Raw genomic sequence first — 14,958 nt, 5'->3', positions numbered from 1 at the left:
CCGCGTATGCGGTTTCTGGCATTCGGACATCCAGGCCTGGCGGCTTTCGACGTTTACGGTCCAGGCACACTGCCACCGCAAACGCTCCATAAAACGCGAAAGGAAATGCCATGAGCCACGATACTTACGAGCTCAAGGCCGAAGCGCGCGAACAGGTCGGTAAGGGGTCCGCCCGTGCAGTTCGCCGCAACGGTAAAGTGCCTGCAGTTATCTACGGCGACAGACAGCCTCCCCTGGCGATTGCGCTGAACTACAAGGACGTCTTCTACAAAATCCATGGCGGCGGGTTTTTGACCACGATCGCCACGATCGATGTCGACGGCAAGAAAATCCAGGTTCTGCCCAAGGATTTCCAGCTCGACCCGGTCAAGGATTTCCCGGTCCATGTCGACTTCCTGCGCATCGGCAAGGACACCGAGGTCAACGTCGACGTGCCCGTGCACTTCATCAATGAAGACAAGTCGCCCGGCATCAAGCGCGGCGGCGTGCTCAACATCGTGCGTCATGAAGTCGAGTTCCACTGCCCGGCCAATGCGATCCCGGAATTCATCACCGTCGATCTCACCGGCGCCGACATTGGCGATTCGATCCACATCTCGGCGGTTACCTTGCCGGCCGGCGTCAAGCCGGTGATCTCCGATCGCGATTTCACCATCGCGACCATTGCCGGCTCCTCGGCGATGAAGCCGGAGACGGAAGAGACGGCGGAAGCGGCAGCCCCCGAAGCGGCGGCTCCTGCTGCCGAAGAGAAGTAATTTTCGGGCCCGGAGTTCACGATGCTTGTCTTTGCAGGCCTCGGCAATCCGGGCGCGAAATACGCTGATAACCGGCACAATGTCGGCTTCATGGCGGCGGACGCAATTGCCCGCCGCCATTCGTTTTCGCCCTGGTCGAAGAAGTTCCAGGGCCTGATCGCCGAAGGCACGATTGCCGGCGAAAAGATTCTCCTGATCAAGCCGCAGACCTTCATGAACCTGTCGGGACAGCCGGTCGGCGAAGCCCTGCGCTTCTACAAGCTCGGCCCCGAGGCGCTGACCGTCTTCTACGACGAGATCGACCTGCCGGCCGGCAAATTGCGGGTCAAGGTCGGCGGTGGCGCCGGCGGACACAACGGCATCCGTTCGCTCGACCAGCATGTCGGCAAGAACTTTCGCCGCGTGCGCATCGGCGTCGGCCATCCCGGCGTCCGGGAAATGGTGCAGTCCCATGTGCTCGGCGATTTCGCCAAGGCTGACCGCGAATGGCTGGACGTGCTGCTCGACACCATCGCCGACGATGCCGGGCTGCTGGCCAAGGGCGACGACAGTTCCTTCATGAACCGGGTGACGCTGGCCTTGCGCGACAAGCTAACGCCAACCGGCGACGACGACCGGCCGCCGCCCAAGGCGCCGAAGGCTGAAGGTCCAAAGGCTCAAAGCCACATCCGCCAGGCACGGCCACAGCAGGCGCCGGCCAAGCTGCCGGAAAGCGGCCCTATGGCCGCCATGCTGAAGAAACTGTTCGGCAAGAAGGACTGAGCGTCGATAGGATCGGGACCGCGGGGCTTGACGTTGCTCACCCCTATCGCCCATAGCCCTCATCAAATTTCTAGTTTCCCGATAGGACCGGACACATGGGTTTCAAATGCGGCATCGTTGGCTTGCCCAACGTCGGCAAGTCGACGCTTTTCAACGCATTGACCAGGACGGCGGCGGCGCAGGCCGCCAACTATCCGTTCTGCACCATCGAACCGAACACCGGCGAGGTGGCGGTGCCTGATCCGCGGCTGCAGAAGATCGCCGCGATCGCCAAGTCTAAGGAGATCATCCCGACCCGCATCTCCTTCGTCGACATCGCCGGCCTGGTGCGCGGCGCCTCCAAGGGCGAAGGGCTGGGCAACCAGTTCCTCGCCAACATCCGTGAGGTCGACGCCATCGTGCATGTGCTGCGCTGTTTCGAGGATGACGACATCACCCATGTCGAGGGCAAGATCGACCCTGTCGCCGACGCCGATACGGTCGAGACCGAGCTGATGCTCGCCGACCTCGACAGCCTCGAGCGCCGCATCGTGCAGATCCGCAAGCGCGCCGGCAGCAAGGACAAGGAAGCAACCACCGTGCTGCCGATGATGGAGGCCGCACTCGAGCTCCTCCAGGCCGGCAAGCCGACCCGCATCCTGCTCAACGGCATTTCAGCGGAAGACCTGCGCATCCTGCAGGGACTGAACCTCTTGACCTCGCACCCCGTGCTCTATGTATGCAACGTCGCCGAAGCCGACGCCGCCACCGGCAACGAGCACACCAGGGCCGTGGAAAAGATGGCGACCGCCCAAGGCGCCGGCACCGTGGTGATCTCGGCCGCGATCGAGGCCGAAGTCGCCCAGCTCTCGGACGAGGAAGAGATGGAGTTCCTGTCCTCGCTCGGGCTCGACGAGCCTGGCCTCAACAAGGTCATCCGCGCCGGCTATGATCTGTTGCATCTCATCACCTATTTCACCGCCGGGCCGAAGGAGACGCGCGCCTGGACGATCCACAAGGGCGACAAGGCCCCGCAGGCGGCCGGCGTCATCCACACCGATTTCGAGCGCGGCTTCATCCGCGCGCAGACCATCGCCTACAACGACTACATCACACTGGGCGGCGAAGTGGCGGCCAAGGAAGCCGGCAAGGCGCGCGACGAAGGCAAGGAATATGTCGTCCAGGACGGCGACGTCCTGCTGTTCAAGTTCAACACCTGAGACGCCGAGGCATCTCGCGGCTCGCGCGCTGACGGCGGCCGATCATGGCTTCGTCAAGTGGAGGAGCCGGCATGCCGCTTCGCTTGACTGCCCTTGGCACCGGGTCTATGGCCGTTTGCATGCGACTTGGCCGTCCCCGTGGGAACGGCGGCGCGTGCAAGACCCATCGCTATTAAACGAAACCTTGGGCTCAACCAACGGAGACCGGCGATGATCAAGGCCTTCGTCGTCGACAATGATCGCCTGCGCCTCGCCGACGATCTCGTGGCCAATGGCGATCAGGTCGTCTGGGCCGACCTTCTCAACCCGACCAAGGAAGAAGAAACAACGATCGAGACCTGGCTCGGTGTTGCCATCCCGACGCGCGAGGAGATGGAGGAGATCGAGATTTCGAGCCGCCTCTACATCGAGGACGGCGCCTACTTCATGACCGCCACCTTGCCGGCGCAGACCGAAATCGATGATCCCTTGATGTCACCGGTTACCTTTGTGCTTGCCGGCCCGAGACTGGTCACCATCCGCTATCATGAGCCGAAGGCGTTCAAGACCTTTCCGCTGCGCGCCGAGAAGGTGGCGACAGGCTGCACCACCGGCAACACCATCCTGATCGGCCTGCTGGAGGCGATCGTCGATCGCCTAGCCGATATTCTCGAACGCGCCGGCCGTGACATCGAGACGATCTCGCGCGACATCTTCGAGGCGCGGTCGACCAAGGTGAACAAGCGCAATCGCGATTTCCAGGAACTGCTCAAGGCCATAGGCCGCAAGGAAGACATTGCCTCCTCGATCCGCGACAGCCTGATCTCGCTGCAGCGCCTCACCGGCTTCCTTGCCCACGTCGCGACCCAGATCAAGATGAGCAAGGACGTCCGCGCCCGCATCAAGACAGTATCGCGCGACGTGCTGTCGCTCGCCGACCACGCCACCTTCCTGTCGCAGAAGATCTCGTTCCTGCTCGACGCGACGCTCGGCATGATCTCGATCGAGCAGAACGCCATAATCAAGATCTTCTCGGTCGCCGCCGTCATCTTCCTGCCGCCGACGCTGGTAGCTTCGATCTACGGCATGAATTTCGACGTCATCCCGGAGCTGAAATGGGAGCTCGGCTATCCCTTCGCCATCGGCCTGATGATCCTGTCGGCGATCCTCCCCTTCTGGTATTTCCGCCGCCGCGGCTGGTTGTAGGCCCAATAGAATTCGCTTGACCAAACGCCGCCCGGACGGCATCCGGATGCCCGGTGATCGTACAACCGGATTGGGATCATGACCGCAAAAAGCTGGGCCTACGAGGATTTCACCGAGGGCGCATCGATCGACCTCGGCGCCAAGCAGGTGAGTGCGGCCGAAATCATCGAATTCGCCACCGAATTCGACCCGCAGCCGATGCATCTCGACGAAGCCGCCGGCAAGGCCAGCATCCTTGGCGGCTTGGCCGCCTCCGGCTGGCACACCTGCGCGATCTTCATGCGCATGCTGTGCGACGCCTTCCTGCTCGACTCGACCGCGCAAGGCGCGCCCGGCATCGACCAGGTCAAATGGAAGAAGCCGGTGCTGGCCGGCGACACACTGGCCGGCAGCACCAGCGTGCTTGCCAGGCGCCTGTCGAAATCCAGGCCTCAGCTCGGCCTCGTCACCTTGCGCAGCGAACTGTTCAACCAGCGCGGTGAAAGCGTCTTCGAACTTGAGAACACTGTCATGTTCTTGACCTGCGAGGCCGGCGCATGAGCCTCGACGCGTTCTTCCGCATCGGCGATACCATCAACCTCGGTTCGCACACATTCGAAGCCGAGGCGATCAAGGCGTTCGCCTGCAAATACGATCCACAGGTCTTTCATGTCGACGAGGAGGCCGCAAAGAAAAGCGTGTTCGGCCGCCTCTGCGCCTCAGGCTGGCACACCGCGGCCACCTGGATGAAGCTCAATCTCAAAAATCCTATGGACGCTTCTCAATGGACCGGACCCGGCCCGGTACCAGAATTCGGCCCCTCCCCCGGCTTCAGGAACCTGAAATGGCCAAAGCCGGTCTATGCCGGAGAAACCGTCACCTTCATGCGCACGGCCCTGTCCCACCGCCCGCTCGCCACCCGCCCCGGCTGGCGGCTGCTCGCGCTGCGCTCGGAAGGATTCGATTCTACGGGCGACAAGGTGCTGGAGTTCGACAGCGCGGTGCTGGTGAAGGCTGGGTAGGGGGTAGGTTTTAGGCAGTAGGGATTAGGCAGCAGTGGGTGCTGCTCCTTGCACGGAATGCGGAGCTTCCCTCCCTACTCCCTACTCCCTACTCCCTACTCCCTACTCCCTACTCCCTACTCCCTACTCCCTACTCCCTACTCCCCCTCAAACCCGATCAACGTCCGCACCGGCACGCCCAGCGCTTCGAGCTTCGCCCGTCCGCCGAGATCCGGCAGGTCGATGACGAAGCACGCGGCAAGAATATCGGCGCCGATCTGCCTCAGCAGCTTGACCGCCGCCTCCGCCGTGCCGCCGGTCGCGATCAGGTCGTCAACCAGGATCACCTTCTCGCCCGGCGCAACGCCGTCCTTGTGCATCTCCATCTCGTCCAGCCCGTATTCCAGGCTGTAGGCGACGCGTACCGTCTCGTAAGGCAGCTTGCCCTTCTTGCGGATCGGCACGAAACCGGCCGAAAGCTGGTGCGCGACCGCACCGCCGAGGATGAAGCCGCGTGCCTCGATGCCGGCGATCTTGTCGATCTTCTGCCCGGCATAGGGATGCACCAGCTCGTCGATGGCCCGGCGGAAGGCGCGCGCATTGCCGAGCAAAGTGGTGATGTCGCGAAACAGGATGCCGGGCTTGGGGTAGTCCGGAATGGTGCGGATCGCGGCGAGCAGCGTGTCTTCGAGCGAGGATTTCATGGGTCGAGATTACCTGAAACGGAGGTTGTTGCGCGACAATTGTTCGATCGAACTGCAGCCCATCAGCTTCATGCCGCGCTCGATCTCGACCCGCATCTGCTCCAGCGCCCGCTCGACGCCCGGCTGTCCGGCCGCCGCCAAGGGGAACAGATAGTAGCGGCCCACGCCAACAGCCTTGGCGCCGAGCGACAGCGCCTTCAGCACATGGGTGCCGCGCTGCACGCCGCCATCCATGATGACGTCTATTCTGTCGCCGACGGCATCGACGATCTCGACCAGTTGGTCGAACGCCGCCCGCGAGCCGTCCAGCTGCCGGCCGCCATGGTTGGACAGCACAATGCCGCTGCAGCCGATCTCGACGGCGCGCTTGGCATCCTCCACCGACATGACGCCCTTGAGACAGAACGGACCTCCCCACAGTCTGACCATCTCGGCAACATCGTCCCAGGTCATCGACGGATCGAGCATCTCGGTGAAGTAGCGGCTGATCGACATCGTGCCGCCGCCCATGTCGACATGCTCGTCGAGCTGCGGCAGCTTGAACCCCTCATGGGTGAAATAGTTGATCGCCCAGCCCGGCTTCAGCGCGAACTGCAGCATGCCGGCAAGGTTGAGCTTGAAGGGGATGGCAAAGCCGGTGCGCTTGTCGCGCTCGCGGTTGCCTCCGGTGATGCTGTCGACGGTCAGCATCATCACTTCGACTCCAACCGCTTTCGCCCGCTGCATCATCGCCCGGTTGAGGCCGCGATCCCGGTGGAAATAGAACTGGTAGACCTGCGGGCTGCTGCTGATCTTGCGCGCTTCCTCAAGACTGACAGTGCCGAGCGAGGACACGCCGAACATCGTGCGGAATTTGGCCGAAGCCTTGGCCACCGCGCGCTCGCCTTGATGATGGAACAGCCGCTGCAAGGCGGTCGGCGAGCAATAGACGGGCATGGCCAGCTTCTGGCCCATCACCGTCACCGACATGTCGATCTCGCTTACCCCGCGCAGCACGTTGGGAACGAGGTCGCAGCGCTCGAAGCTCTCGGTGTTGCGGCGATAGGTGACCTCGTCGTCGGCCGCGCCATCGATGTAGTTGAAGATTGGCCCAGGCAACCGCTGCTGGGCCATGCGCCGGAAATCGGAAAAGTTGTGACAGTCGCGTAGCCGCATCATCGATTCCCAGGTGTCTTATCGCCGGCAATCCTTCATCACCGGTCGCGCGTGCATACCAATCACATGGCGCCCTGCCAACGGACTTGTTCGACCAGGCGGGTGGTTGCACCCAAGGCGACAGCCCCCTGCCCGCTTCGGCAAGCAAAAAGGGCGCCCGAAGACGCCCTTTCCGATTTCACAGGGGTAGCGGCGGTTAGTGGGCCACGCCTTCCCATACCTTGCGCTTGGTCAGATACATCAGCGCCCCAAACAGAAGCAGAAACACCAGCACGCGGAAGCCGGTCTTCTTGCGGTCTTCCATATGCGGCTCGGCCGCCCACATCAGGAACGCCGAGACGTCGCGCGAATACTGGTCGATCGTCTGCGGCGAACCGTCATCGTAGGTGACCTGGCCGTCGGAGAGCGGCTTGGGCATCTTCAGCGACACGCCGGACATGAAGTATGGATTATAGTGGGTGCCTTCGGGGATCACCATGCCGGCAGGTGGCGTCTCGTCGTAGCCGGTCAGCAGCGAATGGATGTAGTCCGGGCCGCCCTGCGCATATTGCGTGAATATGTCGAAGACGAAGCGCGGGAAGCCGCGCTCGACGCCGCGGGCCTTGGCCAGCAGCGACATATCCGGTGGGGCAGCGCCGCCGTTGGAAGCGGCAGCCGCCTCCTCATTGGCGAACGGCGCCGGGAAATGGTCGGACGGCTTGCCCGGCCGGTCGAACATGTCGCCGGCATCGTTGGGTCCATCATGGATGGTGTACTCAGCCGACAGGGACTTGATCTGCGCTTCCGAATAGCCGAGGTCCTCCAGCGTGCGGAACGCCACCAAATTCATCGAGTGGCAGGCCGAGCAGACTTCCTTGTAGACCTTCAAGCCACGCTGCAGCTGCGCCTTGTCGTAGGTGCCGAACGGACCGGCAAAAGTCCAGTCCATCTCCTTCGGCTCGTGGATCGGGAAATGCGTCGGTGCCGCCGCGTTGTGCGCCTCTTCAGCGGCGATCGCCACACTGCCGACGGCTCCGATGCCAGCGGCAAACACGCCTAGCAGGGCGAGCGAGGTGAGAATCTTTTTCATGCCAAATCCCCTTAGATTCTCACTCAGCCTTTGGTTTCCGGCGCCGCGGTCGCACCGGCCGGATGTCCCCCTCCGGCACCCTTGTTCTTCTCCAGCACCGCCTCGGTGATCGAATTCGGCAGTCTGCGTGGCGTCTCGATCAGGCCAAGCACCGGCAGGATGACGAGGAAGAAGGCGAAGTAGAACAGTGTCGCCGCTTGAGCGTAGCCAACGTAGTTGCCCGAGACCTCACCTATCAGGAGGGTCAACAGACCGCCGCCTTCCGCCGGCTGCGAGCCAAGCCAGCCAAGCAGGACAGCGTCGGCGACGAACAGCCAGAAGAACAGCTTGTACCAGGGCCGGTAGACCGCCGAGCGCACCTTGGAGGTGTCGAGCCACGGCACCAGGAACAGCATGACGATGGCGCCGAACATGCACAGCACGCCACCGAGCTTGGAGTTGATCGGCCCGATGTTGAAGGTGATCGCGCGCAGGATCGCGTAGAACGGCAGGAAGTACCATTCCGGCACGATGTGGGCCGGCGTCTTCAGCGGGTTGGCGATCGTGTAATTGTCCGGATGGCCGAGAAAGTTCGGCAGGTAGAAGACGAAATAGGCAAAGAAGAACAGGAACACGATCATGCCGAATGCATCCTTGATGGTCGCATAGGGCGTAAAGGCAACGGTGTCGGTCTTCGATTTCACCTCGATGCCGGTCGGGTTCGACTGGCCGACCACATGCAGCGCCCAGACGTGCAGCACGACGACGCCGGCAATCATGAACGGCAGCAAATAGTGCAGCGCAAAGAAGCGGTTGAGCGTCGGGTTGTCGACGGCGAAACCGCCGAGCAGCAGTTCCTGGATCCAGTTTCCGACCAGCGGAATGGCGCTGAAGAAGCCGGTGATGACGGTGGCGCCCCAGAAGCTCATCTGACCCCAGGGCAGCACATAGCCCATGAAGCCGGTCGCCATCATCAGCAGATAGATGATGCAGCCGAGGATCCACAGCAGCTCACGCGGCGCCTTGTAGGAGCCGTAATAAAGCCCGCGGAAGATGTGGATGTAGACAGCGACGAAGAAGAACGAGGCGCCGTTGGAATGCATGTAGCGCAACAGCCAGCCCGAATTGACGTCGCGCATGATCTTCTCGACCGAATTGAAGGCGAGGTTGGTGTCGGCGGTATAGTGCATGGCCAGCACGATACCGGTCAGGATCTGCGCCACCAGCATGATCGTGAGGATGCCGCCGAAGGTCCACGCATAGTTAAGGTTGCGCGGCACCGGATAGGCGATGAAGCTGTCATATACCATGCGCGGCAGCGGCATGCGGGCGTCGAACCAGCGTTCGATACCGGTCTTGGGCGTATAGGTCGAGTGTCCCTCGCTCATCGAATTATCCCCTGCCTCAACCGATGAGGATTTTGGTATCGGAAATGAACTTGAATACCGGCACGGCCATATTTTCCGGCGCCGGGCCTTTGCGGATGCGGCCGGCGGTATCGTACACCGAACCGTGGCACGGGCAGAACCAGCCGCCGAAATCGCCTTCCTGGCCAAGCGGAATGCAGCCCAGATGCGTGCAAACCTGCACCATCACCATCCAGGCTTCCTTGCCGGGCGTGGTGCGGTTGGCGTCGGTCGCCGGCGCATCGGCGGGCAGATTGGCGTTGCGGGCGATAGGATCCTTGAGGTCGGCAAGGTTCACGGCTTCGCCGTCCTTCATCTCCTGCTCGGTGCGATTGCGCACCACGACCGGCTTGCCGCGCCATTTGACAATCAGCGACATGCCAGGCGTCAGCGAGGCGACATCAACCTCGACCGAGGCGAGCGCCAGCGTCGAGGCATCGGGGCGCATCTGGTCGATGAACGGCCAGGCAACGGCGCCTGCGCCAACGACTGCGGCCATGCCGGTGGCGACGTAGAGAAAATCACGACGGTTGGGATCCTGGGTGTCGGTTGCGCTCACGGGTGCCTGATCCTTTCGCCTCTTCCGAGCCGGCGGCCGAGCTTTGTCCCCGCTCCATCGCGCCGGCCCGACAGCGCATGGCGAACAAGCTAGCGAATTCCTCCGGCAGTGGATTTCGGTTTATGCGTGAAGCCCGTTTTTGTCCAGCGGGCTGAAGCCACAAGGGCAGATTGTCGCGGGGACAGAACAGCGCGTCAGTTGGCCATATGCCCAAAGGTCGGCAAAGGCGGCTAAACAACAGGGAAATATCAGCAAATCCGAGGCTCCCCGCCTGTCTCGACAGGACAGGTTGCCGTGATCTAGTCTCGCCGGCATGGCACATATTATCGACCGCGAGACCTGGACCAGGACGCCCGGCCGCTGGCAGGGCGTCCTGCAATGCGGCGCCTACGGCTCCAACTCCTGCCTGATTTTCAACTATCAGGAAGAGATTGGCGGCGGCCCGCGCCTGCACACGCATCCCTATTGTGAAATCTTCATCATCCGGCAAGGCACCGGCCTGTTCACGATCGGCGACCAGCAGATCGAGGCCACGGCCGGCCAGATCCGGCAGCTTCATCACCGAATGGCTGGAATGATCGTTTGCCGGCCGGCGGCTTTCAGCTTGCACCGAGCCTGACCAGCACGGCCCTTGGGATATCGTATTCGCGGATGACCGACTCATGCCGGCGCAGGCCGCAGAGTTCACGCTGGATGAAATAGGCGTGCACCGCTGCGGCAGCCTCCTTGAGCAGCCGCGATCGCTGCTCCTTGTCGTCGTTGTTCTGACGGAGCTTGGCCAGCGTTTCCTCGACCCGTTGGCCGGCACGGCCGAGCGCTGCGGCCTTTTCAGCCAGTATCTCATGGCCGAGGGCGTCGAACGCGGCTTCGGCAGCCGAGGCGCCTAGGGATGGCGGACGCAGTGACATCTCAGCCTCCTTTTCTGTCTTGAGAGAGCATCATGCGGTGCGTGACGAATTCTTCGCTCACCACCGGCTGGAAACCAAGCCGTTCATAGAACCCAAAGGCTTCTTGTGGCGCGCGGGTGTTCAGCACGGCAAAATGCTGACGTGCCCTGTCAATGACGGTCTCGACCAGCATGCGGCCAATGCCGCTGCGGCGGTGACGCGCGCTGACGAACAGGTGCCTGACCCGGCCGTGGTCCCTGCCTTCGAAATAAGGATCGATGTTCAACCCGCACACACCAGCGAGTTCTCGGCCATGCCATGCACCAAACAGCGCCTCGCCTCGTTTCAGGAACTTGTTGCGGCCGCCCGCCCAGCCATCCGCCAGCCGCACCAGCATCCAGTAGCCTTCCAGCCGGCTCTCCTCCTTCAGCGCATCGAAGGCCGGCGCGGTTGGCCGCAGCCGCTTGAGGACGTAGCCGATATCAGGCGACGCTGCCATGCCCTACTCCGCCGGCCGTGTCTCTTCCAGCACGCTTTCCTCGTGGTAGAGGAAGCCGCCGGACTGCCGCTTCCACAGCCGCGCATAGAGCCCGTCGAGCGCCACCAGCTCGTCATGCGTGCCCTGTTCGACGATGCGGCCTCCGTCCAGCACCACAAGACGGTCGAGCGCGGCGATGGTCGACAGCCGGTGCGCTATGGCGATGACCGTCTTGTTCTCCATCAGCCTAGCCAGATTCTCCTGGATCGCCGCCTCGATGTCGGAATCGAGCGCAGAGGTCGCCTCGTCGAGGATCAGGATCGGCGCATCCTTGAGGAAGACGCGGGCGATCGCGACGCGCTGGCGCTGGCCGCCCGACAGTTTCACGCCGCGCTCGCCGACAAAAGCGTCGTAGCCGGTACGGTCCCGGTTGTCGCGCAGGCCCAATATGAACTCGTGCGCCTCGGCCTTCTTCGCCGCCGCGATCACCTCGGCCTCGGTCGCGTCCGGCATGCCGAGCTTGATGTTGTCGCGCAGCGAGCGGTGGAACAGCGCCGTGTCCTGGCTGACCACACCGATATTGGCGCGCAGCGAGTTCTGCGTCACCTCGGCGACGTCTTGCCCGTCGACCAGGATTTTCCCGCTCTCGAGGTCGTAGAGGCGCAAGATGAGGTTGGCGAGCGTCGTCTTGCCCGCACCGGACGGCCCGACCAGCCCGACCTTCTCGCCAGGCTTGACCACAAGGTCGATGCCATTCAGCACGCCAAAACCCTTGCCGTAGTGGAACTCGACATTCTTCACCTCGATGCGGCCGCCGGCGACGACAAGCTCTTTCGCATCCGGCGCATCGACAAGGCCAAGCGGCTGCGAGATCAACGCCTTGGAGTTTTCCAGCACGCCGAGATTTCGCAATATGCCGTTGAGCTGCATCATCACGCGCCCGAGCAGCATGTTGAGCCGCAAGACCAGCGACAGCGTGAACGCGACGGCGCCGACGGTGATCGACCCTTCGACCCAGAGATCGACGGCAAAGCAGCCAATCGCGGTGATCATAATGCCCGACAGCGTCGTCAGCGCCATGCGCACGCCGGTCAGCCGTCGGGTGAAGGGCCGTAGTGCATCGAGATAGATGTCGAAGCCGTTCTTGATGTAGCGGTCGTCGCCGTCGGCCGAGAATAGCTTCAGCGTCTGCACGTTGGAATAGGAATCGATGATGCGCCCATTGATCATCGAGCCAGCTTCAGCCGTGGCCTCGGCATGCCTGCGGATCGAGGGCAGATAGAGCTTGGCCAGCCAGGCGAAAGCGAGGATCCAGATCACCACCAGCACGGCCAGGCGCAGATCCAGCCCGGCGACCAGCGCCAAGGTCGTCACCGTATAGATGAGCATGAACCAGATGACCTCGATGAAGCTCTCCATCAGGTCGCCGGTCGCCTGCCCCGCCTGCCAGACTTTTGTCGCGATACGGCCGGCGAAATCGTTCTGGAAGAAGGTGTAGGACTGGCGCGATACGTGCCGGTGCGCCTGCCAGCGCACCAGATTGTAGAACCCCGGCGTGATCGTCTGTTCGTTGACCAGCGCCGACAGGCCGACGACGATGGTGCGGATGACCAGCACCACTGCGATCATGAAGACAAGCTCAGGCCCGGCGGCGGTCCACAGCGCGTCCCAGCTGCGTTCACCGGGAAGCTGATCGAGAATATCGACCAGCCGCCCGACGAAGTAGAAAAGCCCGGCCTCGATCAGCGGCGCGATGCCGCCGATGACCAGCATGGCGAAGAAGGCGAACTTCGCCTGGCCGACATAGTGCCAGAGGAAGCCGCCGACGCTTGGCGGTGGCCGAAGGTCCGCCGGCTCCCTGAACGGATAGACCCAGTCCTCGAACCAGCGATAGACGGCTGTCATCATGCTGACGTCATCACTCTGCGGCTTCACCCTTCACGCCGATGTCGTTGGCAACAGCGTCATTGGCGGCATCGACCGGACCGTCATCGAGCAGGAACCCGCCCGACTGGCGCTGCCAGAGCTGCGCGTAGAGCCCGCCGCTGGCGACGAGTTCCTCGTGCGACCCCTCCTCGATGACACGGCCCTTGTCGAGGACGACGAGTCTGTCCATCGCCGCGATGGTCGACAGCCGGTGCGCAATGGCGATGACGGTCTTGCCTTGCATGAGCTTGTAGAGATTCTCCTGGATGGCGGCCTCGGCTTCGGAATCCAGCGCCGACGTCGCTTCGTCAAGGATAAGTATCGGTGCGTCCTTCAACATAACGCGAGCAATGGCGATGCGTTGCCGCTGGCCGCCGGACAATTTGACGCCGCGGTCGCCGACATGAGCGTCGAGCCCTTTACGTCCGGTGTGATCCGAAAGCCTGCCGATAAACTCCAGCGCCTCGGCCCGCCCGGCTGCCTCGACAAGCATTTCCTCCGTCGCATCGGGCCGCCCGTAAAGAATGTTGTCGCGCACCGAACGATGCAGCAGCGAAGTGTCCTGCGTCACCATGCCGATCTGCGCGCGCAGCGAATCCTGCGTCACCGAAGCGATCTCCTGGCCGTCGATCAGGATCCGGCCGTTCTCGAGGTCGTAGAACCGCAACAGGAGATTGACCAGCGTCGACTTGCCCGCACCCGAGCGCCCGACAATGCCGACTTTCTCGCCGGGCTTCACCGTCAGCGACAGGTTCTCGATGACGCCCTTCTGCTTGCCATAGTGGAAACGAATGTCGTCGAAGCGGATCTCGCCCTTGGTGACGGCAATGTCCTTCGCCCCCGGCCGGTCTTCGACCAGGCGCGGCAGCGAGATCGAGGCGATGCCGTCTTGCACCGTGCCGATGTTCTCGAACAGGCTCGACATTTCCCACATGATCCACTGCGACATGCCCCACATACGGAGCACGAGGCCGATGACCACGGCGACGGCACCGATCGTCACCGCCTGGCCGAGCCACAGCCACAGCGCCAGCGCCGTCACCGAAAACAGGAGCAGCGCGTTGAGGATATAGAGCAGGCCGTAAAGCACCGTCACCAGCCGCATCGACCGGTAGACCGTGTCAAGGAAGCCTGCCATGCCTTCTCTCGCGAACGTTGCTTCGCGCCGTGCATGGGAAAACAACTTGACCGTCTGGATGTTGGTGTAGCTGTCGACGACGCGGCCGGTCATCGTCGAGCGCGCATTGGCCTGCGCCTCGCCGACCTTGCCCAGCTTCGGGATGATATAGCGCAACAACCCGATATAGCCGAGCAGCCAGACGCCGAGAGGTGCCGCCAGCCGCAAGTCGGCCGACCCGACGATGAACAGCATGCCGAGGAAGTAGACGATGACGTAATTGACCACCTCGATCACCTTGATGACGCATTCGCGCACGGCGAGTGCCGTCTGCATCAGCTTGGTGGCGATGCGGCCGGCGAATTCGTCCTGGTAGAAGCTCATCGACTGCTTCAAGAGATAACGATGCACCTGCCATCGGATGCGCATGGGGTAGTTGCCCATCAGCGTCTGCTGGTTGAGCAAAGAATGCAGCCATACTGTACCTGGCAGCGCGAACAGCACGACGAAGGCCATGCCGGCGAGCTTCCAGCTCTCGGTCTGCAGGAAGGTTTCGCGGTTCTGCCCGGACAGCCAGTCGACGATGTGGCCCATGAAGCCGAACATCCACACTTCCGCGATGGCAATCGCCGTCACCAGCACCGCGTCGACGATGATGTATGGCCAGGCGCCGCGCGTATAGTGCACGCAGAAGGCAACCAGCGTCTTCGGCGGCTCGACCGGTTCCGCTGCGGGGAACGGATCGAGCCTTCTTTCAAACCAGCTAAACATAGTGATGCTCACAAAACTTTTGTCCG

At 62.6% G+C, this 14,958-nt stretch carries 16 protein-coding genes; 7 read left to right on the top strand and 9 right to left on the bottom strand.

The window, feature by feature from the left end; genetic code table 11:
* Positions 1-110: 110 nt before the first annotated feature.
* The 6 genes from NKI35_RS15160 to NKI35_RS15135 all read left to right on the top strand — a co-directional run bounded on the left by NKI35_RS15160 (position 111) and on the right by NKI35_RS15135 (position 4,902).
* On the top strand, positions 111-755 hold the full coding sequence (locus NKI35_RS15160) for a 50S ribosomal protein L25/general stress protein Ctc (protein WP_023686131.1): 645 nt from the start codon (positions 111-113) through the stop codon (positions 753-755).
* A 21-nt stretch (positions 756-776) separates the two neighbouring features.
* Positions 777-1,517 (top strand): aminoacyl-tRNA hydrolase, encoded by a 741-nt coding sequence (gene pth, locus NKI35_RS15155; RefSeq protein ID WP_023701571.1) that lies wholly within the window; start codon positions 777-779, stop codon positions 1,515-1,517.
* Positions 1,518-1,612: 95 nt separating this feature from the next.
* A complete protein-coding gene (ychF, locus tag NKI35_RS15150) occupies positions 1,613-2,716 on the top strand; it encodes a redox-regulated ATPase YchF (RefSeq protein ID WP_023754576.1) in 1,104 nt (367 codons plus the stop codon).
* A gap of 210 nt (positions 2,717-2,926) precedes the next feature.
* Positions 2,927-3,901 carry a magnesium/cobalt transporter CorA gene (corA, locus tag NKI35_RS15145; RefSeq protein ID WP_023701569.1) on the top strand — a complete coding sequence of 325 codons (975 nt, stop codon included), beginning with the start codon at positions 2,927-2,929 and terminating at the stop codon, positions 3,899-3,901.
* Between the two features lie 78 nt (positions 3,902-3,979).
* The gene (locus NKI35_RS15140) at positions 3,980-4,441 is read left to right on the top strand and encodes a MaoC family dehydratase (RefSeq protein ID WP_352740690.1); all 462 of its coding nucleotides are present in this window, start codon (positions 3,980-3,982) and stop codon (positions 4,439-4,441) included.
* Positions 4,438-4,902 carry a MaoC family dehydratase gene (locus tag NKI35_RS15135; protein ID WP_023833521.1) on the top strand — a complete coding sequence of 155 codons (465 nt, stop codon included), beginning with the start codon at positions 4,438-4,440 and terminating at the stop codon, positions 4,900-4,902. Before NKI35_RS15140 ends, NKI35_RS15135 begins: the two co-directional genes overlap by 4 nt.
* A 137-nt stretch (positions 4,903-5,039) precedes the next feature.
* Here NKI35_RS15135 and NKI35_RS15130 read toward each other — a convergent pair whose 3' ends face one another.
* The 5 genes from NKI35_RS15130 to petA all read right to left on the bottom strand — a co-directional run bounded on the left by NKI35_RS15130 (position 5,040) and on the right by petA (position 9,753).
* Positions 5,040-5,585, bottom strand: coding sequence for an adenine phosphoribosyltransferase (locus NKI35_RS15130; RefSeq protein ID WP_352740687.1), 546 nt, complete (start codon positions 5,583-5,585; stop codon positions 5,040-5,042).
* Positions 5,586-5,594: 9 nt separating this feature from the next.
* Positions 5,595-6,740, bottom strand: coding sequence for an alpha-hydroxy acid oxidase (locus NKI35_RS15125; protein ID WP_352740685.1), 1,146 nt, complete (start codon positions 6,738-6,740; stop codon positions 5,595-5,597).
* 196 nt (positions 6,741-6,936) lie between these two features.
* Positions 6,937-7,809 (bottom strand): cytochrome c1, encoded by an 873-nt coding sequence (locus NKI35_RS15120; protein ID WP_023670029.1) that lies wholly within the window; start codon positions 7,807-7,809, stop codon positions 6,937-6,939.
* Positions 7,810-7,832: 23 nt separating this feature from the next.
* A complete protein-coding gene (locus NKI35_RS15115) occupies positions 7,833-9,176 on the bottom strand; it encodes a cytochrome b (RefSeq protein ID WP_023670028.1) in 1,344 nt (447 codons plus the stop codon).
* Between the two features lie 16 nt (positions 9,177-9,192).
* Positions 9,193-9,753 carry a ubiquinol-cytochrome c reductase iron-sulfur subunit gene (petA, locus tag NKI35_RS15110; RefSeq protein ID WP_023670027.1) on the bottom strand — a complete coding sequence of 187 codons (561 nt, stop codon included), beginning with the start codon at positions 9,751-9,753 and terminating at the stop codon, positions 9,193-9,195.
* Positions 9,754-10,066: 313 nt separating this feature from the next.
* Between petA and NKI35_RS15105 the strand changes: the two genes are divergently transcribed.
* Positions 10,067-10,372 (top strand): cupin domain-containing protein, encoded by a 306-nt coding sequence (locus NKI35_RS15105; RefSeq protein WP_352740683.1) that lies wholly within the window; start codon positions 10,067-10,069, stop codon positions 10,370-10,372.
* On the opposite strand, the gene NKI35_RS15100 is transcribed toward NKI35_RS15105, so the two are convergent.
* The 4 genes from NKI35_RS15100 to NKI35_RS15085 are packed head-to-tail and all read right to left on the bottom strand — an operon-like array spanning position 10,353 to position 14,932.
* A complete protein-coding gene (locus NKI35_RS15100; RefSeq protein ID WP_352740681.1) occupies positions 10,353-10,661 on the bottom strand; it encodes a DUF6665 family protein in 309 nt (102 codons plus the stop codon). The two genes, NKI35_RS15105 and NKI35_RS15100, sit on opposite strands and share 20 nt — an antisense overlap.
* A 1-nt stretch (position 10,662) precedes the next feature.
* Complete coding sequence (locus NKI35_RS15095; RefSeq protein ID WP_023686138.1) at positions 10,663-11,139, bottom strand: GNAT family N-acetyltransferase; 477 nt, start codon at positions 11,137-11,139, stop codon at positions 10,663-10,665.
* A 3-nt stretch (positions 11,140-11,142) separates the two neighbouring features.
* Entirely contained in the window at positions 11,143-13,026 is a 1,884-nt protein-coding gene (locus tag NKI35_RS15090) for an ABC transporter ATP-binding protein (RefSeq protein WP_352740679.1), read from the bottom strand.
* Positions 13,027-13,036: 10 nt separating this feature from the next.
* Positions 13,037-14,932 carry an ABC transporter ATP-binding protein gene (locus NKI35_RS15085; protein WP_352740677.1) on the bottom strand — a complete coding sequence of 632 codons (1,896 nt, stop codon included), beginning with the start codon at positions 14,930-14,932 and terminating at the stop codon, positions 13,037-13,039.
* Positions 14,933-14,958 lie beyond the last annotated feature (26 nt).

It is taken from the genome of Mesorhizobium sp. M0676, assembly GCF_040320535.1.
Classification (GTDB): domain Bacteria; phylum Pseudomonadota; class Alphaproteobacteria; order Rhizobiales; family Rhizobiaceae; genus Mesorhizobium.
Note: the sequence above shows the minus strand (reverse complement) of the source record. Positions and strands in the feature narration are given on the sequence as shown.

Coding starts and splice junctions, on each gene's coding strand:
- NKI35_RS15100 (WP_352740681.1), bottom strand. CDS start 10,661: ATGTCACTGCGTCCGCCATCCCTAGGCGCCTCGGCTGCCGAAGCCGCG.
- NKI35_RS15125 (WP_352740685.1), bottom strand. CDS start 6,740: ATGCGGCTACGCGACTGTCACAACTTTTCCGATTTCCGGCGCATGGCC.
- NKI35_RS15160 (WP_023686131.1), top strand. CDS start 111: ATGAGCCACGATACTTACGAGCTCAAGGCCGAAGCGCGCGAACAGGTC.
- NKI35_RS15085 (WP_352740677.1), bottom strand. CDS start 14,932: ATGTTTAGCTGGTTTGAAAGAAGGCTCGATCCGTTCCCCGCAGCGGAA.
- NKI35_RS15140 (WP_352740690.1), top strand. CDS start 3,980: ATGACCGCAAAAAGCTGGGCCTACGAGGATTTCACCGAGGGCGCATCG.
- pth (WP_023701571.1), top strand. CDS start 777: ATGCTTGTCTTTGCAGGCCTCGGCAATCCGGGCGCGAAATACGCTGAT.
- NKI35_RS15135 (WP_023833521.1), top strand. CDS start 4,438: ATGAGCCTCGACGCGTTCTTCCGCATCGGCGATACCATCAACCTCGGT.
- NKI35_RS15090 (WP_352740679.1), bottom strand. CDS start 13,026: ATGATGACAGCCGTCTATCGCTGGTTCGAGGACTGGGTCTATCCGTTC.
- ychF (WP_023754576.1), top strand. CDS start 1,613: ATGGGTTTCAAATGCGGCATCGTTGGCTTGCCCAACGTCGGCAAGTCG.
- NKI35_RS15130 (WP_352740687.1), bottom strand. CDS start 5,585: ATGAAATCCTCGCTCGAAGACACGCTGCTCGCCGCGATCCGCACCATT.
- NKI35_RS15120 (WP_023670029.1), bottom strand. CDS start 7,809: ATGAAAAAGATTCTCACCTCGCTCGCCCTGCTAGGCGTGTTTGCCGCT.
- NKI35_RS15095 (WP_023686138.1), bottom strand. CDS start 11,139: ATGGCAGCGTCGCCTGATATCGGCTACGTCCTCAAGCGGCTGCGGCCA.
- corA (WP_023701569.1), top strand. CDS start 2,927: ATGATCAAGGCCTTCGTCGTCGACAATGATCGCCTGCGCCTCGCCGAC.
- NKI35_RS15115 (WP_023670028.1), bottom strand. CDS start 9,176: ATGAGCGAGGGACACTCGACCTATACGCCCAAGACCGGTATCGAACGC.
- NKI35_RS15105 (WP_352740683.1), top strand. CDS start 10,067: ATGGCACATATTATCGACCGCGAGACCTGGACCAGGACGCCCGGCCGC.